Genomic DNA, 20,605 nt, shown 5'->3' on the forward strand with positions numbered 1-20,605 from the left:
AGGGCTCCTTCTGGGTCAGGCCGCAGCCTTGACCGGACCCGACGCGGCATCCTTGCCGGCGGCGAGCCCGAAATCTTCGGGGAAATGGTCGAGCGCGGACAGCACCGGATAGGGTGTCATGCCGCCCATTGCGCACAGCGAACCGGCCAGCATCGTGTCGCACAGGTCGCGCAGCAGCGTGACCTGCCGCTCCGACGTGTCGCCGTGGCGGATGCGCGCGATCGTCTCGACGCCACGTGTCGAACCGATCCGGCACGGCGTGCACTTGCCGCACGACTCGATCGCGCAGAACTTCATCGCGTATTCGGCCAGCTCGGCGAGGTTCGACGTATCGTCGTGGAGCACGATGCCGCCGTGCCCGACGACCGCGCCGATCGCCGTGTACGCTTCGTAGTCGAGCGGCACGTCCCACTGATGGTCAGGCAGGTAGGTGCCGAGCGGGCCGCCGACCTGGGCGGCGCGCGCGGGCCGACCGCTTGCCGTGCCGCCGCCGAAGTCGAACAGCAGCTCGCGCAGCGTGACGCCGAACGCGAGCTCGACGAGGCCGCCGTGGCGGATGTTGCCCGCGAGCTGGAACGGCAGCGTGCCGCGTGAGCGGCCCATCCCGTAGTCGCGATAGAACGCGGCGCCGCGCGCGAAGATCACGGGCGCCGTCGCGAGCGTGATTACGTTGTTGATGACGGTCGGCTGGCCGAACAGGCCCGCGAGCGCGGGCAGCGGCGGTTTCGCCCGCACGACGCCGCGCTTGCCTTCGAGCGATTCGAGCAGCGCCGTTTCCTCGCCGCACACGTACGAGCCCGCGCCTTTCGCGACGTGCAGCTCGAACGCATGCGCGGAGCCGAGCACGTGCTCACCGAGCCAGCCGGCTTCGCGTGCACGGACGATCGCGGCTTCGAGCGTGGCGATTGCATGCGGGTATTCGCTGCGCACGTAGATGTAACCGACCGTCGCGCCGGTCGCGACGCCCGCGATGATCATCCCCTCGATCAGGCAATACGGGTCGCACTCCATGATCAGTCGATCGGAGAAGGTGCCCGAATCCCCTTCGTCTGCATTGCAGACGATGTATTTCTGCGTGGCGCTGGCTTGCCGGACCGTGCGCCATTTGATACCGGCCGGGAATGCGGCACCGCCGCGGCCGCGCAACCCCGATTCGATCAGCGTTTCGCACGCGGCATCGCCGTCGAGCGCGAGCGCGTTCTTCAGGCCGGCGAGGCCTTCGTATTGCAGGTAGTCGTCGATCGACAGCGGATCGGTCAGGCCGATGCGTGCGAACGTGAGGCGTTGCTGGCGCGCGAGATAGGGCAATGCGTCGACGAGGCCGACACCGCTCGGATGCGTGCCGCCGTCGAGCCAGTTTGCGTCGAACAGGGCCGGCACGTCGGCGGCCGACAGGTTCGCATACCCGACGCGGCCGGCGGCCGTGCCGACCTCGACGAGCGGTTCGAGCCACAGCAGCCCGCGCGAACCGTTGCGGACCAGCTCGACGGCGACGCCGCGCCGCTGTGCTTCCGCCGTGATGGCGGCGGCGAGCGCGTCGGCGCCGAGTGCCAGTGCCGACGAATCGCGCGGAACGTAGATGCGGGTCGTCATGCGGCCTCCGGGGTATGGGCGACCGCCTCGGCAAGCAGCGCGTCGAATTTCTCCGGCGTGACCTTTGCGTGCAGCACGCCATTGACCGTCAGCGACGGCGATTGTGCACACAGTCCGAGGCAGTACACCGATTCGAGCGCGACGTCACCGGGCGCATGCGCGTTCGCGACATCGCCGTGCGCCGTGTCGAACCGGCAACCCGTGCGGGCTTCCGCATGCGCGGCCAGCGCTTCGCAGCCCATGCTGCGGCACGCTTCGGCACGGCACATCTGGATCGTCACGCGGGCGGGCGGTGCGGTGCGGAAGTGGTGGTAGTAAGTCAGTACGCCGTGCACTTCCGCGCGCGACAGGTTGAGCGCCCTGGCGAGCGGCGCGACGCAGCCCGGCGGCACGTAGCCCGCGTCGTCCTGGATCGCGTGCAGGATCGCCACGAGCGACCGGCCGGCGCGTGCATGGCGCTCGACGAGCGCGTCGGGCGCGTGGGAATTCGGGGACATCGGTTGTGCTCCTCCAAAGTCTCATATGCGCTCGGGTTTCATATAGTGCGCACTGCGACTTCGTTCTGATTGATTTTGACCAACGATAAGCGGAAGATTTGGCGGTCGCAATAGGAAATCGGAGTGCATAATTGATTCGGATCGAATGCGACGCGTATCTGACCGTACGCGACACGGAAGGCCGTGCGGCCAGCTTGTCGGATGTCGCGCCGTTGCTGGAACTCGTGGCCGACACGGGCAGCATCGCGCAGGCCGCGCACGCGAAAGGGCTGTCCTACCGGCACGCGTGGGGCATGCTGCGCGCGCTGGAGGCGTGCATCGGCGGGGAACTGATCGAAACCGCGCGCGGCAAGGGCTCGACGCTGTCGGCACTCGGGCAGGCGGTCGTCGATGCGCAGCGCCTCGCGCGTAGCCGGCTCGACGGTAACCTGCGGACGCTGGCGGCCGAAGTGGCGAGCGACCTGAACCGGCGGCTCGCGCAGCGCGACGGCGCCGTGCGCATTCACGCGTCGCACGGCTACGCGGTTGCGACGCTCGTATCCGCGCTCGTCGATGCGCAGGCGGCTGTCGACATCAAGTATCGCGAGAGCGTCGAGGCCGTGCAGGCGCTTGCCCGCGGCGAGTGCGACCTGGCGGGCTTCCATCTGCCGCGCGGTGCGTTTCGTGCGCAGTGCGCGCAAATCTACCGGCCGTGGCTCGACGATACGCGCCATGTGCTGATCCACCTGACTCGGCGCCAGCAGGGGCTGTTCGTCCCGCGCGGCAACCCGAAGCAGGTTCGCGGCCTCGCGGATCTCGCGCGCAATGACATCCGCTTCGTCAACCGCCAGCCGGGGTCGGGCACGCGCATGCTGCTGGACCTCGCGCTGCGCGCGATCGGCATTGATCCCGAGCGCATCGACGGCTACGCGTCGGCCGAGCTCACGCATTCGGCGATCGCGGCGTTCGTCGCGAGCGGGATGGCCGATCTCGGCTTCGGTGTCGAGCCTGCCGCCCGTCATTTCGGGCTCGATTTCATCCCGGTCGTCGACGAAGACTATTACTTCGCGTGCGAACGCGCGCGGCTCGACGCGCGGCCGCTTGCCGGCGTGCTGGCGCTGCTGCGCGACGCGCGCTTCGTCGAGCGCGTCGCGCATCTCGACGGCTACGACCCGGCTGCGTGCGGAACGCTGACGAGCATCGCGACGGGGCTGGCCGGCGGCGACGGTGCGAGCGTGCCGGGCGGCAATTCGCGGTAACGCGCGGGCGATCGAACCGCGCTGCAGCAGCGGGGGATTTGCGCTACGCTTGCCGCTTGACCAACGTTCCAACAAGCACGCCGTTCAAGCGTCATCCCGCCATGAAATTTTCCGTTCCCCTCGCCGCGGCAGCGTTGACCGCGGGGCTGCTGGTCGCTGTTTCGCCGTTTGCGCTCGCGCAGAATTCCCCTGGTGTGCCTGGCGGTATCCTGAGCGAACAGTTTCGCCTGAACGAGCATCCGCAGATGCCGTTCGCAGCGTCGACGCCGTCGCAGAAATACCAGAGCGGCAAGAAGTCGGCCTTGCGCCGCAAGGGCGACCTGGGCGATCCGAACGGCTGCAACCTGAAGTGTCCGATGGATAGCCAGTAACCGGGCGGACGGGCGCGTCCGCAAGGGTCATGCGGCGCCGGTTCGCTTGACGGGCGTTTCGTCCACGTACTGGCCTTGCCGGTTGACCGGCGACTGCCGGAATCCCGCGCGACTCCGGTTCTGTCCGAGCCCCGCGAAGCGTTGCCGCTTCGCGGGGCTTTTGCTTTCCGGCGAATCTTCATGCGATTCGATGTCGGGCGATGCCTGCATGTGCGCATCGTCGGCCGGGCGGGCAATCTAGGGTTAACCCGTAAATCAGGAAGGATGTCTTCCAGAAACCTGCCTTATTCTTAAGCATCCGCCTACATAAACTTCGGGTTGTCAGCGATGAACAAGGTGTTCACCGCGAACACAGACAAATCTGGAGGTAGGTCATCATGAAGTCGCTCGTTCAAGCTGTTGTCGTTGCTGCCGCGCTCGTTGCTCCGGTCGTGTCGTTTGCCCAGTCGGGTTCGACGATCACCCGCGCGCAGGTTCGCGCCGAACTGGTCCAGCTGCAGCAGGCAGGTTACAACTCCGCTCGCGGCGAAGATCCGCATTATCCGGAAGCGATCCAGGCCGCAACGGCGCGTGTTGCAGAGCAACAGCGCAGCGCGCTGGCGCAAGCGCAAGGCGCCGACGCCAGCGGTTACGGTGCACAGGCGCAGGGTGCGTCGGCATCGGGTTCGCGTGCAATGGGCGTGCGCCCGGCCACCGCTGAAGAAATGAAGTCGCTGTATCGCGGCAGCTAAGCCGCACATCGCCCGGTGTGCGTGAGTGCTGGTGCGACGACGCGTCCGGCACTGCGGCACCCGGGCCGGCCGCCGCCTGGCGCGATCGATGATTGCGCGGGCGCGGCAGGACATCCGTCACCTCCTGTCGCCGGAATACCGGTGGCATTCCGCCCGGCCCGCCCGTGGCTGGGCGCTTTTTCGGAAGGGGAAGGGTGCATGCGTTTCGGCGGCAACAAAAAACCCCGCAGACTTGCGTCATGCGGGGTTCGTGCGACGAGCGCGGAATTTGGTGGAGGCGGCGGGAATCGAACCCGCGTCCAGAAGCGCTCCACGACTAGTTCTACATGTTTAGTTCAGTCATTTGATTTAACCGCAGCGACGCGGACGAACACGCTGCACTACGGCGATTCGCTAGGTTTTCGACCCTGGCGTCGCGACGCCGACAGGGCTTAACTGACGTAAATGACCTCTGGCGGTATTGCTACCGGTCTTGCGACACTAGCCCGTCAGTGAACTAGGCAGAGGACGGCGGCCGTTAGGCTGCCAGTGCGAACGTATCGTCGTTTGCAGTTACGATTTTCCCATTGATTAACGAGGTGACGGGTCCTCGACATGCCCTAGCCGCTTCACAACCCCTGTCGAAACCAGGTCGCCCCCGCGGATAAGATCGACCATTATAGCCCAACATCGCGCAGCAGTTCGCGCAGTTGCTGTGTCGTGTCGACGAGATGCTGCGCTTGCCAGTCGGCCGGTGCGACGCCGTCGCCGCAGTAGCCGTACGCGGCCGCGATCGTCGCCATGCCGGCGGCGCTGCCGGCCTGAATGTCGCGCAGATCGTCGCCGACGTAGACGATGCGTGCGGGCGCGAGCGTCAACTGGTCGGCCGCATGCAGCAGCGGGGCCGGATGCGGTTTCGGGTGCGGCGTTGTGTCGCCCCCGACGACGCAGGCCGCGCGTGGCGCGAGACCGAGCAACTCGACGAGCGGCGCCGTGAGCCGCATCGCCTTGTTCGTGACGATCCCCCAGCGCACGCCGCGCGCATCGAGTTCGTCGAGCACGTCGCCGATGCCGGGGAACAGCGTCGTATGCACACACAGATCCGTCGCGTAGTTGGCCAGGAACTCGTCGCGCATCGCTTCGTATCCGGGCGTGTGCGGATCGATGCCGAACGCGCCGCCGAGCAGGCCTCGCGCGCCGGCCGAGGCCAGCGGCCGCAGCACGTCGAGCGGTGTTTCGGGCAGGTCGCGCACGCGTTGCATCTTGTTGACGGCCGCCGCGAGATCGGGGGCCGTGTCGGCGAGCGTGCCGTCCAGATCGAACAGCACGGCATCGCAGTGCAGCAGGCGCGGTTCGTCGAGTGCAGCCCGCGCGGTCGAGAGGGGAGTCGTCATGCAGGGTGGAGGGTCATGCGCCGCGGCGGCACGCGACGAGGTAGTTGATGTCGGTGTCGTTCGACAGCGCGAAGCGCTTGCCGATCGGGTGATACGTGATGCCCTTGATCTCCACGATGTGCAGATCCGTCGCACGCACGAAGCCGGCCAGTTCCGACGGGCGGATGAAGCGCGCGTAGTCGTGCGTGCCCTTCGGCAGCATTTGCGCGATGTACTCCGCGCCGATTACGGCGAACAGGTAGGCCTTCAGGTTGCGGTTCAGCGTCGAGAAGAACACCCAGCCACCCGGCTTCACGAGCGTCGCGCACGCGGCGACGACATCGCCGGGAGACGGCACGTGCTCGAGCATCTCCATGCACGTGACGACATCGTAGGTGCCCGGTTCACGCGCGGCGATCGCTTCCGCGGCAATGGCTTCGTAGTCGACCGAGATGCCGCTTTCGAGGCTGTGCAGGTCGGCGACGCCGAGCGCTTCGGTCGACAGGTCGATACCTTTCACCTGTGCGCCGAGTCCGGCCATCGATTCGGACAGGATGCCGCCGCCGCAGCCGACGTCGAGTGCACGCTTGCCGGCGAGGTGCGCATGCGCATCGATCCAGCCGAGGCGGACCGGGTTCAGGTCGTGCAGCGGCTTGAATTCGGCGTTCGGATCCCACCACCGATGGGCGAGGTCGCTGAATTTCTGGAGTTCGTGCGGATCGGCGTTGGTCATGTCGGCAAACGGGCTACGAGAGGAGGGCGGTACTGCGATTCGTCAGCCCCGAGTATATAAGAAGCGGACGAGCGGCGAAGCGGCAGGCGCCTGGACGGGCGTCAAAGAAAAAGCCCCGCCGGGGCGGGGCTTTGAAGCAGTCGAAAACCGCGGCTTAGTTTGCCGGAACGGTCGTCTTCTGGACTTCTTGCGTACCAACCACTTCGACTTCCACGCGGCGATCCGGTGCGAGGCAGGCGATGAGTTGCTTGCGGTTCTTCTGGTTGCAGCCCGTCGTGACCGGGTTGCGCTTGCCCTTGCCTTCCGTGTAGATCTTGTTGGCCGGCACACCCTTGCTGACCAGGTACGACTTCACGGCTTGCGCGCGGCGCAGCGACAGACGGTCGTTGTACTTGTCCGAACCGATGCGGTCCGTGTAGCCCGTTGCGACGACCACTTCCGTGTTCATGCCTTCGATCTTCGAAGCCAGTTCGTCCAGCTTTTGCTTGCCCAGCGGCTTGAGCGTTGCCTTGTCGAAGTCGAACAGTGCGTCAGCTTGATACGTGATCTTCTGGCTCGAGATAGCCGGAGCGACCGGAGCGACCGGCGGCTGCGGTGCCTGGGCGACCAGTGCGCCATCGCACTTCGCGTTGGCGGTGGCCGGCGTCCAGAACGCGTCGCGCCAGCAGAGCTCGTTCGTACCGTTCATCCACACCCATTCGCCCGTGCCGTTCACCCAGTTGTCATTGACGGCTTGACGCGACGCCGGCACCGACTGTGCCGAAGCGGATGCAGCCATAACTGCGGTAGCTGCAATGAACGCGAGCTTTGAAAGTTTATTCATATTTCTCCTCTCGAAATTGAGATTACCGCAGGTTTACTGCGAGCCTGTTGACGGTGACAAGTCATACATTGCTCGAAGTATAACATTGGTGCGGCACAAAAAACGCGGCACCGCTCTGTGTAGACTTCGAGCAGCGTCTAACTTTCAGTGCGTTGGCATTTTGCCATATCGTTCCCTTCCTACGAAAAAAAATCCTCCCCACCCTAAGATCGCTTCAACTTTGTGGCGCATGCGCAACACCGGCCTGCCGCAACTTTTAGAGATTGTCAAGAGTGTGTCGGCGAAATTGCGCGAATGTGCGTGGTTGTTTACTCGTGCGCATGAAACAAGTGTGAGGGGATCGCCGGCGGCGTCGAGTCGCGCGCGATTTCGGTCGAATCGACGTGGCCGCGATTTTCGCTATTTATATATAGAGGGGGCGGCGAATTGGCGGCTGATGGGCGCATGTTAGAATCTCGCGTTGCGTTGCGCATGCAGCGCCCACGCGAAAGGCGTTCGCCGTCTTCGCTCCGAAACGATACGGATACATGGATCAATTCGCCAAAGAGACCCTGCCCACCTCCCTAGAGGAGGAAATGCGCCGTTCGTATCTCGATTACGCGATGAGCGTGATCGTCGGACGTGCCCTCCCGGATGTCCGCGATGGCCTGAAGCCCGTGCACCGGCGCGTATTGTTCGCGATGCACGAACTGAACAACGACTGGAACCGCGCGTACAAGAAGTCGGCGCGTATCGTCGGTGACGTGATCGGTAAGTACCATCCTCACGGCGACACCGCGGTGTACGACACGATCGTGCGGATGGCGCAGGACTTCTCGCTGCGCTACATGCTGATCGACGGGCAGGGCAACTTCGGCTCGATCGACGGCGACAATGCCGCGGCGATGCGTTACACCGAAATTCGCATGGCGAAGATCGGTCACGAGCTGCTCGCCGACATCGACAAGGAAACGGTCGATTTCGAGCCGAACTACGACGGCAACGAAATGCAGCCGTCGGTCCTGCCGTCACGCATCCCGAACCTGCTGATCAACGGCTCGTCGGGCATCGCGGTCGGCATGGCGACCAACATCCCGCCGCACAACCTGAACGAAGTCGTCGACGCGTGCCAGCACCTGCTGGGTAACCCGGAAGCGACGATCGACGAGCTGATCGAGATCATCCCGGCGCCGGATTTCCCGACGGCCGGCATCATCTACGGCGTCGCCGGCGTGCGCGACGGCTACCGCACCGGGCGCGGTCGCGTCGTGATGCGCGCGGCCACGCACTTCGAGGAGATCGACCGCGGCCAGCGGATGGCGATCATCGTCGACGAGCTGCCGTACCAGGTGAACAAACGCTCGCTGCTCGAGCGGATCGCCGAGCTCGTCAACGAGAAGAAGCTCGAAGGCATCTCCGACATCCGCGACGAGTCCGACAAGAGCGGCATGCGCGTCGTGATCGAGCTCAAGCGCGGCGAAGTACCGGAAGTGGTGCTGAACAACCTGTACAAGGCGACGCAGCTCCAGGATACGTTCGGCATGAACATGGTCGCGCTGGTCGACGGCCAGCCGAAGCTGCTGAACCTGAAGGAAATCCTGCAGTGCTTCCTGTCGCACCGACGCGAAGTACTGACGCGCCGCACGATCTACGAACTGCGCAAGGCCCGTGAACGTGGCCATGTGCTCGAAGGTCTCGCGGTCGCGCTCGCCAACATCGACGAATTCATCGCGATCATCAAGGCAGCGCCGACGCCGCCGATCGCGAAAGCGGAGTTGATGGCGAAGCCGTGGGATTCGTCGCTCGTGCGCGAGATGCTCACGCGCGCCGAGAGCGAGAACGCGGCGGCCGGCGGCCGCTCCGCGTACCGCCCGGAAGGCCTGAACCCGGCGTTCGGCATGCAGAGCGACGGGCTGTACCGCCTGTCCGACACGCAGGCCCAGGAAATCCTGCAGATGCGCCTGCAGCGCCTGACCGGCCTCGAGCAGGACAAGATCATCGGCGAATATCGCGAAGTGATGGCGCAGATCGCCGACCTGCTTGACATCCTCGCACGCCCCGAGCGAATCACGACGATGATCGGCGAGGAGCTGACCTCGGTGAAGGCCGAATTCGGCGACGCGCGCCGCTCGAAGATCGAGCTGAACGCGACCGAGCTGAACACCGAGGATCTGATCACGCCGCAGGACATGGTCGTCACGATGTCGCACGCGGGCTACGTGAAGTCGCAGCCGCTGTCCGAGTACCGCGCGCAGAAGCGCGGCGGCCGCGGCAAGCAGGCGACGCAGATGAAGGAAGACGACTGGATCGAGACGCTGTTCATCGCGAACACGCACGACTACATCCTGTGCTTCTCGAACCGCGGCCGCGTGTACTGGGTCAAGGTCTATGAAGTGCCGCAGGGTTCGCGCAACTCGCGCGGCCGCCCGATCGTCAACATGTTCCCGCTGCAGGAAGGCGAGAAGATCAACGTCGTGCTGCCGGTCAAGGAATTCTCGGCCGACAAGTTCATCTTCATGGCGACGTCGCTCGGCACCGTGAAGAAGACGCCGCTCGAGGCATTCAGCCGTCCGATGAAGAAGGGCATCATCGCGGTCGGTCTCGACGAGGGCGACTTCCTGATTGGCGCGTCGATCACCGACGGTGCGCACGACGTGATGCTGTTCTCCGATTCCGGCAAGGCCGTGCGCTTCGACGAGAACGACGTGCGTCCGATGGGGCGCGAGGCGCGGGGCGTGCGCGGCATGCAGCTCGAGGACGGGCAGCAGGTCATCGCGATGCTGGTCGCGGGCAGCGAGGAGCAGACCGTGCTCACCGCGACCGAGAACGGCTACGGCAAGCGCACGCCGATCACCGAGTACACGCGTCACGGCCGCGGCACGAAGGGTATGATCGCGATCCAGACGTCGGAGCGTAACGGCAAGGTCGTGGCCGCGACGCTCGTCGACGCCGAGGATCAGATCATGCTGATCACGACGGCCGGCGTGTTGATTCGCACCCGTGTCTCGGAGATTCGCGAGATGGGGCGTGCCACGCAAGGTGTTACACTCATCAGTCTCGATGAGGGTACCAAGCTCTCCGGCCTGCAGCAGATCGCGGAGGCTGAAGAGGGCGATGGCGAGGCCGACGAGGCGTCGGACGGCGAAGCCTGAAGAACGGATGAGACTCTGGCCGCCGCGGGCGTGAAGCGCCGCGGCCGGCGAGCAACCATTCATATTTCCAAAAGGGAGTGATGATGCAAAAGCAATTCAAGCAACTGGTCCTGCTGGCTGCACTGGTGCCGACGTTCGCGATGGCGCAAGCGCTGTCGAATTCCGCACCGGCGCCTGCCGCGGCAGCTGCGCCGATCGACGCCGACAAGAAGGCTGCGATCAAGGATCTGCTCGACGCGATCGACGCGCCGAAGCTCGTGTCGGCAATCGGCAACAGCGCCGAAATGCAGGCCAAGCAACTCGTGCCGGCAATCCTGTCGGACGCGCTGTCGGAAAACAAGACGCTGAACGACAAGCAGAAGCAGGCTGCCGTTCCGACGCTGCAAAAGAACGCGGTGCCGAAGCTGGTCGACGGCGCAGGCAAGGTGTTCGGTACGCAACAGTTCCAGAACGACGCGATGTCGGCTCAGTACGACGCCTACGCGAAGTACTACAGCACGTCGGAGATCAAGGATCTGACGACGTTCTACAAGAGCCCGACGGGCCGCAAGTTCATCCAGGTTCAGGATCAGGTCGGTCGCGACGTGGTCAACGGCCTGATGCAGAAGTACATGCCGCAAGCGATCCAGGCAACGCGTACGCAGGCTGACAAGGAAGTCGCAGCAGTCAAGCCGGGCAAGTAAAGCCGTCCGGGCACGCTACCGGCCGTTCGGCCGGGTTTGGCGGGAGCCTGACGACAGTGCGATAATGGCCGTTTGCGCGCGAGCGCAAGCGGCCATTTCTTTTCTGGCGCGTTCTGCCGGCGGCGAGCCGGTCGCGTCCCTCCGAGGTTTTCACGATGCGCGTCTTTAATTTCTCCGCCGGCCCTGCGGCGATGCCCGAGGAAGTGCTGCGGCAAGCCGCCGACGAAATGCTCGACTGGCACGGCAGCGGTATGAGCGTGATGGAGATGAGCCATCGCGGCAAGGAGTTCATGTCGATCCACGAGGCCGCGCTGACCGACCTGCGCGACCTGCTCGGCGTGCCGGCAAGCCACCGGATCCTGTTCCTGCAGGGCGGCGGTATCGCCGAAAACGCGATCGTGCCGATGAACCTGCTCGGCTCGCGCAAGACGGCCGACTTCGTCGTGACGGGCTCGTGGTCGCAGAAATCGTTCAGCGAAGCGAAGAAATACGGCACGCCGCATCTCGCCGCAACCGGCAAGACGGAAGACGGCTTCACGCGTGCGCCCGCGCGCGCCGAATGGCAGCTGTCGGACGATCCGGCCTACGTGCATCTGTGCACCAACGAAACGATCGACGGCGTCGAGACGTTCGAGATTCCCGATCTCGGCGACGTGCCGCTGGTCGCGGATGTCTCGTCGCACATCCTGTCGCGTCCGATGGACGTCGCGAAGTACGGTGTGCTGTTCGGCGGTGCGCAGAAGAACATCGGGATGGCCGGTGTGACGCTCGTGATCGTGCGCGAGGACCTGCTCGACCGCTCGCTGTCGATCTGCCCGTCCGCGTTCGAATGGAAGACCATTGCCGCGAACAACTCGCTGTACAACACGCCGCCCACCTACGCGATCTACATCGCGGGTCTGGTATTCCAGTGGCTGAAGCGGCAGGGCGGTCTCGAAGCGATCGAGGCCCGCAATATCGAAAAGGCGAAGCTGCTCTACGACACGATCGATGCGAGCAGTTTCTATCTGAACAAGGTCGAGCCGGCAGCACGTTCGCGAATGAACGTGCCGTTTTTCCTGGCCGACGAAACGCGCAACGAAGACTTCCTTGCCGGCGCAAAGGCGCGCGGGCTGCTGCAGCTGAAGGGCCACAAGTCCGTCGGTGGCATGCGGGCGTCGATCTACAACGCGGTGCCGCTCGAGGGCGTGAAAGCGCTCGTCGAGTACATGAAGGACTTCGAGCAGCGCGGCGCCTGACGGCGGCGCTGTTCAAACAGCACGGCAAAACGCATGGACGACGAACTGAATTCCCGCCTGAAACCGCTGCGCGATCGCATCGACGCGATCGATGCGCAGCTGATCGCGCTCCTGAACCAGCGCGCCGCGGTGGCGCTGGAGGTGGGCGAGGTCAAGAAGCATTTCAACGCGCCGGTGTTCCGGCCGGAGCGCGAGCTGCAGGTGATCGCGCGGTTGCAGGACATGAGCGCGGGGCCGCTCGCGAGCGAGCACATCAGCGCCATCTGGCGCGAGATCATGGCCGCGAGCCGCGCGCTCGAGCAGACGATCCACGTCGCGTTCCTCGGGCCGGTCGGCACGTACAGCGAGCAGGCGATGCTCGAGTATTTCGGCCAGTCGATCGAAGGGCTGCCGTGCCCGTCGATCGACGAAGTATTCCGCTCGGTCGAGGCCGGCGCTGCTGCATACGGCATCGCGCCGGTCGAGAATTCGACCGAAGGCGCCGTGTCGCGCACGCTCGACCTGCTGCTGCAGACGCAACTGCTGATCAGCGGTGAGCTCGCGCTGCCGATCCATCACAACCTGCTGACGCAGGGCGGCACGCTCGACGGCGTGAAGCGCGTCTGCGCGCATGCGCAGGCGCTTGCGCAATGCCAGCAGTGGCTCGCGGCGAATGCGCCGCAGCTCGAGCGGCAGGCCGTGGCGAGCAATGCGGAGGCCGCGCGTCTCGCGGCGGCCGATCCGACCGTCGCGGCGATCGCGGGCGACCGTGCGGCCGCGCACTACGGATTGCAGATCGCGTTCTCGCTGATTCAGGACGATCCGCACAACCGCACGCGCTTCGTCATCGTCGGCAAGCAGCCGGCCGGGCAAAGCGGTCACGACCAGACGTCGCTGATCGTGTCGGTGAAGAACGAGCCGGGCGCCGTGTTCAAGCTGCTCGAGCCGCTCGCGCGGCACGGCGTGTCGATGACGCGCTTCGAGTCGCGCCCGGCGCGCGTCGGCACGTGGGAGTACTACTTCTACATCGATATCGAAGGGCACCGGGACGATGCGGCGGTGGCGGCCGCGCTCGCGGAACTCGGCCAGAAGGCCGCGTTCCTGAAGATACTCGGTTCGTATCCGCGCGCACGCTGATGCGCGGCGGCCCGTCGCCTGCTCGGGCAGGCGTTGCGGCGAGGCGGGCAGGGCAGGCCGGTCGGCGCTGCCGAAGGCGGGTTCGGCCCGCGTCCGGCGCAGGTTGCGCCGGGTGCGGGCCCGTTGCCCGGAATCTGGAATTCCGCATGCGGGGCGTCGTTCCGCGCGCGTAACTTGGCTCTTGTCGTGTCAGGCTTTGCATTCAACAAACTGGTCATTTTCGGCGTCGGCCTGATCGGCGGATCGCTGGCCCGCGCGCTGCGCGAACGCGCGCCGGGCGGTGCAGGCGAGGTCGTCGGCGTGGGCCGTTCGCGTGCGTCGGTCGAGCGCGCGCTCGCGCTCGGCGTGATCGATCGCGCGGCGGCACTCGACGATGACGCGCAATTGCGCGACGCGCTGGCCGGCGCCGATCTCGTGCTGCTGGCGGCACCCGTTGCGCAAACGGGCCCGTTGCTTACGCGCATCGCGCCGTGGCTTGAAGAGGCGACGATCGTCACCGATGCCGGCAGCACCAAGTCCGATGTCGTCGCGGCCGCGCGCGACGCGCTCGGCGCACGCATCGTGCAGTTCGTGCCGGGGCATCCGATTGCCGGTCGCGAGTCGAGCGGCGTCGAGGCCGCGTTGCCGGATCTGTACGTCGGCCGCAACGTGGTGCTGTGCCCGCTGCCGGAGAATGCGCCCGAATCCGTCGCGCGGATCGACGCGATGTGGCGCGCGACCGGCGCCGACGTGCGCACGATGAGCACGGAGCAGCACGATCGCGTGTTTGCGTCGATCAGCCATTTGCCGCACGTGCTGTCGTTCGCGCTCGTCGAGCAGATCCTCGGCGAGGCCGACGCGGAACTCAAATTCTCGTACGCGGCGGGCGGTTTCCGCGATTTCACGCGCATCGCGGCGTCGAACCCGGAGATGTGGCGCGACGTGTGCGTCGCGAATCGCACGGCGCTGCTCGACGAGCTCGACGGCTATACGCGCGTGCTCACGCGGCTGCGTGCGGCGATCGACGCCGGCGACGGCGCGGCGCTCGAAGCCGTGTTCACGCGTTCGCGCGCCGCGCGCAAGGCATGGCAGGAGCGCGGCGGCGCGCCCGCTGCCGAACCGGTCAAGAAATAACAGGACGATTCCCATGGACTATCTCGATCTCGGCCCGTACTCCAGCGCATCGGGCACCGTGCGCCTGCCCGGCTCGAAGAGCATTTCGAACCGCGTGCTGCTGCTCGCGGCGCTGGCCGAAGGCGAAACGACGATCACCAACCTGCTCGACTCCGACGACACGCGCGTGATGCTCGACGCACTCGGCAAGCTCGGCGTGAAGCTCGCGCGCGACGGCGACACCTGTGTCGTCACGGGCACGCGCGGCGCATTCACCGCGAAGACGGCCGACCTGTTCCTCGGCAACGCGGGCACGGCCGTGCGGCCGCTGACCGCCGCGCTCGCGGTGAACGGCGGCGACTATCGTGTGCACGGCGTGCCGCGCATGCACGAGCGACCGATCGGTGATCTCGTCGACGGCCTGCGCCAGATCGGCGCGCAGATCGACTACGAGCTGAACGAAGGCTTCCCGCCGCTGCGGATCAAACCTGCGACGATCTCGGTCGATGCGCCGATCCGCGTGCGCGGCGACGTGTCGAGCCAGTTCCTCACGGCGCTCCTGATGACGTTGCCGCTCGTGAAGGCGAAGGACGGCCGGATCGTCGTCGAGATCGACGGCGAGCTGATCTCGAAGCCGTACATCGACATCACGATCCGGCTGATGGAGCGCTTCGGCGTGACCGTCGAGCGCGACGGCTGGCAGCGCTTCGTCGTGCCGGCCGGGGTTCGCTACAAATCGCCGGGGCAGATCATGGTCGAGGGCGACGCATCGTCGGCGTCGTATTTCCTCGCGGCCGGCGCGCTCGGCGGCGGGCCGCTGCGTGTCGAGGGCGTGGGGCGCGCGAGCATCCAGGGCGACGTCGGCTTCGCGAACGCGCTGATGCAGATGGGCGCGAACGTGACGATGGGCGACGACTGGATCGAAGTGCGCGGCATCGGCCACGACCACGGCAAGCTCGAGCCGATCGACATGGATTTCAACCTGATTCCCGATGCGGCGATGACGATCGCGGTCGCGGCGCTGTTCGCCGACGGCCCGAGCACGCTGCGCAACATCGCAAGCTGGCGCGTGAAGGAAACCGACCGCATCGCGGCGATGGCGACCGAACTGCGCAAGGTCGGCGCGATCGTCGAGGAAGGTCCTGACTATCTCGTCGTCACGCCGCCGGAAAAGCTCACGCCGAACGCGGCGATCGACACGTACGACGATCACCGGATGGCGATGTGCTTCTCGCTCGTCAGCCTGGGTGGTGTGCCCGTGCGGATCAACGATCCGAAGTGCGTCGGCAAGACGTTCCCCGACTATTTCGACCGCTTCGCCGCGCTCGCCAAAGCCTGACCCGACTGTTCCGATGAAATCGACCCGACCCTTTCACCCGACTCCCGTCATCACGATCGACGGTCCCACTGCTTCCGGCAAGGGCACCGTCGCCGCGCTCGTCGCCGCGCATCTTGGCTTCCACCTGCTCGACAGTGGCGCGCTGTACCGCCTCGCCGCGCTCGCGAGCGTGCGCTACGGCATCGCGGCAGAGGACATCGACGCGCTGGTGAAGCTGATCGACGATCTCCACATCACGTTCCGGGAGGGCTGCGCGCAGCTCGACGGCGTCGATGTGTCGAACGACATCCGTGCCGAAGCGGTCGGCAACCGCGCATCGGCGATTGCCGTGCATGGGCCGGTGCGCACCGCGCTCGTCGCGCGTCAGCGCGCGTTCCGGAAGACGCCGGGCCTCGTTGCAGACGGGCGCGACATGGGCACCGTGATCTTCCCGGACGCCGTGTTGAAGGTGTTCCTGACGGCCAGCGCCGAGGCGCGCGCGACCAGACGGCATAAGCAATTGATGCAAAAAGGTTTTTCTGCTAATATAGATGACTTGCTCCGGGATCTTCGTGAACGTGATGCGCGCGACAGCAATCGCGCGGCCGCGCCGCTGAAGCCTGCGGCAGATGCCAAGCTGCTCGATACGTCGGCGCTTTCGGTCGATGAAGCGGTCGATCAGGTGCTGCAGTGGTACCGGGCGCTCGGCCAGCCCGCCTGAGAAGGCGGGTAGCAGTAGGTGTTCCGCGTCGCAAGCGCGGAGCGTGTTTCGAACCCTTAACCCCGTGTGGTCATCGATCTGGCCCTTTCAGCCTGCCATTCCGGCCGGCGTGGCACAGCGATCCATGCACAATCAGATTTTTATGTCCGACCTGCAAACCTCCACCCCGAATACTGAATCTTTCGCGGCTCTGTTCGAAGAGTCGCTGACCCGCCAAGACATGCGCGCCGGCGAAGTGATTTCCGCCGAAGTCGTGCGCGTCGACCACAACTTCGTGGTCGTCAATGCAGGCCTGAAGTCCGAGGCTTACATTCCGATCGAGGAATTCCTGAACGATCAGGGCGAGGTTGAGGTGCAGTCGGGCGATTTCGTGTCCGTCGCGATCGACGCACTCGAAAACGGCTACGGCGACACGATCCTGTCGCGCGACAAGGCGAAGCGCCTTGCATCGTGGCTGTCGCTGGAAAAGGCTCTCGACAACAACGAACTCGTCACCGGCACGATCACCGGCAAGGTGAAGGGCGGCATGACCGTGATGGTCAACGGCATCCGTGCGTTCCTGCCGGGTTCGCTGGTCGACACGCGTCCGGTCAAGGACACGACCCCGTACGAAGGCAAGACGCTCGAGTTCCGCGTGATCAAGCTCGATCGCAAGCGTAACAACGTCGTGCTGTCGCGTCGTGCAGTGATCGAAGCAACCCAAGGCGAAGAGCGCGCGAAGCTGCTCGAGACGCTGAAGGAAGGCGCGATCGTCAACGGCGTGGTCAAGAACATCACCGACTACGGCGCGTTCGTCGACCTCGGCGGCATCGACGGCCTGCTGCACATCACCGACATCGCATGGCGTCGTGTGCGTCACCCGAGCGAAGTCCTGTCGGTTGGCCAGGAAGTCACCGCGAAGATCCTCAAGTTCGACCAAGAGAAGAACCGCGTCTCGCTGGGCATCAAGCAACTGGGCGACGATCCGTGGGAAGGCATCTCGCGCCGTTACCCGTCGGGCACGCGCCTGTTCGGCAAGGTCACGAACATCACCGACTACGGCGCATTCGTCGAAGTGGAATCGGGCATCGAAGGCCTCGTCCACGTGTCGGAAATGGACTGGACCAACAAGAACGTTGCTCCGTCGAAGGTTGTCCAGCTGGGCGACGAAGTCGAAGTCATGGTCCTCGAGATCGACGAAGACCGCCGTCGTATCAGCCTCGGCATGAAGCAGTGCAAGCCGAATCCGTGGGATGACTTCAGCCGCAACTTCAAGAAGGGCGACAAGATCACGGGCGCAATCAAGTCGATCACCGACTTCGGCGTGTTCATCGGTCTGCCGGGCGGCATCGACGGCCTGGTCCACCTGTCGGACCTGTCGTGGAGCGAAGCCGGCGAAGAAGCCGTTCGCAAGTACAAGAAGGGCGACGAAGTCGAAGCGATCGTGCTCGGTATCGACGTCGAGAAGGAGCGTATTTCGCTCGGCATCAAGCAGCTCGAAGGCGACCCGTTCAGCAACTACGTTGCAATGAACGACAAGGGCTCGATCGTCGACGGCGTCGTGAAGACGGTCGATGCGAAGGGTGCGGTCGTCACGCTGACGGGCGACATCGAAGGCTACCTGCGTGCGTCGGAAATCTCGCAGGATCGCGTCGAAGACGCACGCAACGTGCTGAAGGAAGGCGACAAGGTCAACGCGATGGTGATCAACATCGATCGCAAGTCGCGCGGCATCAACCTGTCGATCAAGGCGAAGGATTCGGCTGAACAACAGGAAGCGATCCGCGGCCTGCAGTCGGACACCAGCGCTGCTGCGACCGGTACGACCAACCTCGGCGCGCTGCTGAAGGCGAAGCTCGACGGCCAGAACCAGTAAGCCTCACGAGGTCTGCTGAAGTATGACCAAATCCGAGTTGGTCGCGCAGCTGGCATCGCGATTTCCGCAACTTGTCCTCAAGGATGCGGATTTCGCGGTGAAAACGATGCTCGATGCGATGTCTGACGCTCTGGCGAAAGGGCATCGTATCGAAATTCGGGGTTTCGGCAGCTTTGGCCTCAACCGTCGCCCGGCGCGCGTCGGACGCAACCCGAAGTCAGGTGAGAAAGTGCAGGTGCCCGAGAAGTTCGTGCCGCACTTCAAGCCTGGCAAGGAATTGCGGGAACGCGTCGACGGCCGCGCCGGTGAACCGCTGAAGGCTGACGATCCGGACGACGAGCGTTGAGCGTCACCCGGATTGCCCGGAACCCATCCGGCGAAGGCTGAAAAGAAAAGCGCCCCTTGCGGGCGCTTTTTTCATTTCCGGCGAATGCGACGCAACGGGTGCGTGCAGGATGTGCGCAGCCGCGGAAACGCTTCCTTTACAATACGGGTCGATTCGGCGCGACGAAGGGGAGTCGCGCGCCGCGGCAAACCTCAACAAAGAGAGGGCTTCATGAAGTTTATCGTCTGGCTGATCCGGGTATTGGTGTTCGTACTGCTGCTGGTGCTTGCGCTGGCCAATACGCAAACCGCGACGCTGAATTTCGTGGCCGGCTATTCATGGCAGGCGCCGCTGATCCTGATCGGCCTCGCGTTCTTCGCCGTGGGGCTGCTGGCTGGCTTGCTGTCCGCGCTGCCTTCGATCTTCCGCCTGCGTCTCGAGAACGGGCGCCTGAAGCGCGATCTGCGCGCGGCGCGCGAAACGCCGGCCGTCATCGACCAGCCGCCGATGCCGCCCGTCATTTAACACGGACGCCGCGCGATCATCGCGCGGTTTTCGTCTCTGCTTCGATATTTCGCATGGATCTGGATTTCTGGTGGTTGCTCGCGATTCCGGTCGCGTTCGCGCTCGGTTGGGCGGCGTCACGCTATGACCTTAAGAATCTCCTGTCGGAGAGTGCCAACCTGCCGCGCTCGTATTTCCGCGGCCTGAATTTTCTGTTGAACGAACAACCCGACAAGGCGATCGACGCGTTCATCGAGGTCGCCAAGCTGGATCCCGAGACGGTCGAGCTGCACTTCGCACTCGGCAACCTGTTTCGCCGCCGCGGCGAAACCGACCGCGCGATCCGCGTGCACCAGAACCTGCTGAGCCGCACGGACCTGCCGGTCAACGAGCGCGACCACGCACTGTACGAACTCGGCCAGGATTTCCTGAAGGCCGGCCTGCTCGATCGCGCCGAGGAGGCGTTCCACAAACTCGCCGACGGCGATTACGCACTCGGCGCGCAGCGGGCGCTGCTGACGATCTACGAGATCGAGAAGGACTGGAACAAGTCGATCGATACGGCGAAGCGCATCGAGTCGATGAGCGACAAACCGCTCGGCGTCGAAATTGCGCAGTTTCACTGCGAACTTGCGCAGGACGCGCTGCAGCGCAAGAACGCGGCAGCGGCTGCCGAACAGTTGCGCCTCGCGTTGACCGTGAACCCGCAGAACGTTCGCGCGACGATCCTCTCCGGCGACGCCGCGGCGGCCGAGGGCAACCATGCGGCCGCGATCGAGCACTGGAAGCGCGTCGAAGCGCAGAATCCGGCGTATCTGCCGCTCGTCGCCGACAAGCTGATGAAGGCGTACGTCGCGCTCGGCAAGAACGCCGAAGGCGCCGAGCTGCTGATGGGCTATGTCGACCGCTATCCGTCGAACGACCTGCTCGACATCGCATACCAGCACATCGCGGGCTTGCGCGGTCAGGACGCGGCGCACACGCTCGCGCGCACGCAGATGGAGAAGTCGCCGAACCTGTCGGGGATGCTGCACCTGCTCGATGCGCAGATCGCGGCGGCCGACGAACCGCGCCGTAAGGAACTTGAAATGATGCGTGCGCTGATCAAGCAGCGCACCAAGAATTTGCCACGGTATACGTGCCAGAATTGCGGTTTCCGGGCGCGCAATTTCTACTGGCAGTGTCCGGGCTGCAGCGGCTGGGAAACCTATGCGCCGCGTCGCGTCGATCCTGCGATGCCGGGCTGATCCCGGCACGCGGAGCCAACGCACTGCGGTTGCCGCC

20 protein-coding genes and 1 other RNA gene are annotated in these 20,605 nt (G+C 65.0%); 14 read left to right on the forward strand and 7 right to left on the reverse strand.

Annotated features, from left to right (window positions below):
* Positions 1-15 precede the first annotated feature (15 nt).
* Entirely contained in the window at positions 16-1,593 is a 1,578-nt protein-coding gene (locus tag PQB87_RS05480) for a formate dehydrogenase beta subunit (RefSeq protein ID WP_060060720.1), read from the reverse strand.
* On the reverse strand, positions 1,590-2,090 hold the full coding sequence (locus PQB87_RS05485; RefSeq protein WP_059685551.1) for an NAD(P)H-dependent oxidoreductase subunit E: 501 nt from the start codon (positions 2,088-2,090) through the stop codon (positions 1,590-1,592). Before PQB87_RS05485 ends, PQB87_RS05480 begins: the two co-directional genes overlap by 4 nt.
* Positions 2,091-2,221: 131 nt before the next feature.
* Here PQB87_RS05485 and PQB87_RS05490 point away from each other — a divergent pair, with 131 nt between their 5' ends.
* Both PQB87_RS05490 and PQB87_RS05495 read left to right on the forward strand, forming a co-directional pair.
* Positions 2,222-3,328, forward strand: coding sequence for a substrate-binding domain-containing protein (locus PQB87_RS05490; RefSeq protein WP_489242663.1), 1,107 nt, complete (start codon positions 2,222-2,224; stop codon positions 3,326-3,328).
* A 101-nt stretch (positions 3,329-3,429) separates the two neighbouring features.
* The gene (locus PQB87_RS05495) at positions 3,430-3,699 is read left to right on the forward strand and encodes a hypothetical protein (protein WP_042973441.1); all 270 of its coding nucleotides are present in this window, start codon (positions 3,430-3,432) and stop codon (positions 3,697-3,699) included.
* A gap of 27 nt (positions 3,700-3,726) precedes the next feature.
* On the opposite strand, the gene PQB87_RS05500 is transcribed toward PQB87_RS05495, so the two are convergent.
* Positions 3,727-3,909, reverse strand: coding sequence for a hypothetical protein (locus tag PQB87_RS05500; RefSeq protein ID WP_489242664.1), 183 nt, complete (start codon positions 3,907-3,909; stop codon positions 3,727-3,729).
* Positions 3,910-4,076: 167 nt separating this feature from the next.
* Here PQB87_RS05500 and PQB87_RS05505 point away from each other — a divergent pair, with 167 nt between their 5' ends.
* Positions 4,077-4,430, forward strand: coding sequence for a DUF4148 domain-containing protein (locus PQB87_RS05505; protein ID WP_011351324.1), 354 nt, complete (start codon positions 4,077-4,079; stop codon positions 4,428-4,430).
* Between the two features lie 269 nt (positions 4,431-4,699).
* Here PQB87_RS05505 and ssrA read toward each other — a convergent pair.
* The 4 genes from ssrA to ompA all read right to left on the reverse strand — a co-directional run bounded on the left by ssrA (position 4,700) and on the right by ompA (position 7,338).
* Positions 4,700-5,069: a transfer-messenger RNA gene (gene ssrA, locus PQB87_RS05510) on the reverse strand.
* 17 nt (positions 5,070-5,086) lie between these two features.
* A complete protein-coding gene (gene gph / locus PQB87_RS05515) occupies positions 5,087-5,803 on the reverse strand; it encodes a phosphoglycolate phosphatase (protein ID WP_489242665.1) in 717 nt (238 codons plus the stop codon).
* Between the two features lie 13 nt (positions 5,804-5,816).
* A complete protein-coding gene (gene ubiG, locus PQB87_RS05520) occupies positions 5,817-6,515 on the reverse strand; it encodes a bifunctional 2-polyprenyl-6-hydroxyphenol methylase/3-demethylubiquinol 3-O-methyltransferase UbiG (RefSeq protein WP_021157466.1) in 699 nt (232 codons plus the stop codon).
* 154 nt (positions 6,516-6,669) lie between these two features.
* Positions 6,670-7,338: an outer membrane protein OmpA gene (ompA, locus tag PQB87_RS05525; RefSeq protein ID WP_021157465.1), complete on the reverse strand. Its 669-nt coding sequence runs from the start codon at positions 7,336-7,338 to the stop codon at positions 6,670-6,672.
* A gap of 527 nt (positions 7,339-7,865) precedes the next feature.
* On the opposite strand from ompA, the gene gyrA reads away from it, so the two are divergent.
* The 11 genes from gyrA to lapB all read left to right on the forward strand — a co-directional run bounded on the left by gyrA (position 7,866) and on the right by lapB (position 20,568).
* The gene (gyrA, locus tag PQB87_RS05530; RefSeq protein ID WP_042973437.1) at positions 7,866-10,469 is read left to right on the forward strand and encodes a DNA gyrase subunit A; all 2,604 of its coding nucleotides are present in this window, start codon (positions 7,866-7,868) and stop codon (positions 10,467-10,469) included.
* An 83-nt stretch (positions 10,470-10,552) separates the two neighbouring features.
* The gene (locus tag PQB87_RS05535; RefSeq protein ID WP_021157463.1) at positions 10,553-11,152 is read left to right on the forward strand and encodes a DUF2059 domain-containing protein; all 600 of its coding nucleotides are present in this window, start codon (positions 10,553-10,555) and stop codon (positions 11,150-11,152) included.
* Positions 11,153-11,307: 155 nt separating this feature from the next.
* Entirely contained in the window at positions 11,308-12,390 is a 1,083-nt protein-coding gene (serC, locus tag PQB87_RS05540) for a 3-phosphoserine/phosphohydroxythreonine transaminase (protein ID WP_021157462.1), read from the forward strand.
* A 33-nt stretch (positions 12,391-12,423) separates the two neighbouring features.
* Positions 12,424-13,506 carry a prephenate dehydratase gene (gene pheA, locus PQB87_RS05545; RefSeq protein ID WP_048024358.1) on the forward strand — a complete coding sequence of 361 codons (1,083 nt, stop codon included), beginning with the start codon at positions 12,424-12,426 and terminating at the stop codon, positions 13,504-13,506.
* Positions 13,507-13,692: 186 nt separating this feature from the next.
* On the forward strand, positions 13,693-14,619 hold the full coding sequence (locus tag PQB87_RS05550) for a prephenate dehydrogenase/arogenate dehydrogenase family protein (protein ID WP_111940462.1): 927 nt from the start codon (positions 13,693-13,695) through the stop codon (positions 14,617-14,619).
* A 13-nt stretch (positions 14,620-14,632) separates the two neighbouring features.
* Positions 14,633-15,937, forward strand: a complete 1,305-nt coding sequence (gene aroA / locus PQB87_RS05555; RefSeq protein WP_048024362.1) for a 3-phosphoshikimate 1-carboxyvinyltransferase — start codon at positions 14,633-14,635, stop codon at positions 15,935-15,937.
* 13 nt (positions 15,938-15,950) lie between these two features.
* On the forward strand, positions 15,951-16,637 hold the full coding sequence (cmk, locus tag PQB87_RS05560; RefSeq protein WP_006476573.1) for a (d)CMP kinase: 687 nt from the start codon (positions 15,951-15,953) through the stop codon (positions 16,635-16,637).
* A gap of 142 nt (positions 16,638-16,779) precedes the next feature.
* Positions 16,780-18,492 carry a 30S ribosomal protein S1 gene (rpsA, locus tag PQB87_RS05565; RefSeq protein ID WP_027788061.1) on the forward strand — a complete coding sequence of 571 codons (1,713 nt, stop codon included), beginning with the start codon at positions 16,780-16,782 and terminating at the stop codon, positions 18,490-18,492.
* Between the two features lie 22 nt (positions 18,493-18,514).
* A complete protein-coding gene (locus PQB87_RS05570; RefSeq protein ID WP_006486894.1) occupies positions 18,515-18,838 on the forward strand; it encodes an integration host factor subunit beta in 324 nt (107 codons plus the stop codon).
* 210 nt (positions 18,839-19,048) lie between these two features.
* Positions 19,049-19,342, forward strand: coding sequence for a lipopolysaccharide assembly protein LapA domain-containing protein (locus tag PQB87_RS05575; RefSeq protein WP_021157458.1), 294 nt, complete (start codon positions 19,049-19,051; stop codon positions 19,340-19,342).
* 53 nt (positions 19,343-19,395) lie between these two features.
* Positions 19,396-20,568 carry a lipopolysaccharide assembly protein LapB gene (lapB, locus tag PQB87_RS05580; RefSeq protein ID WP_059485227.1) on the forward strand — a complete coding sequence of 391 codons (1,173 nt, stop codon included), beginning with the start codon at positions 19,396-19,398 and terminating at the stop codon, positions 20,566-20,568.
* Positions 20,569-20,605: the final 37 nt, after the last annotated feature.

This window comes from Burkholderia sp. KL41, assembly GCF_057005415.2.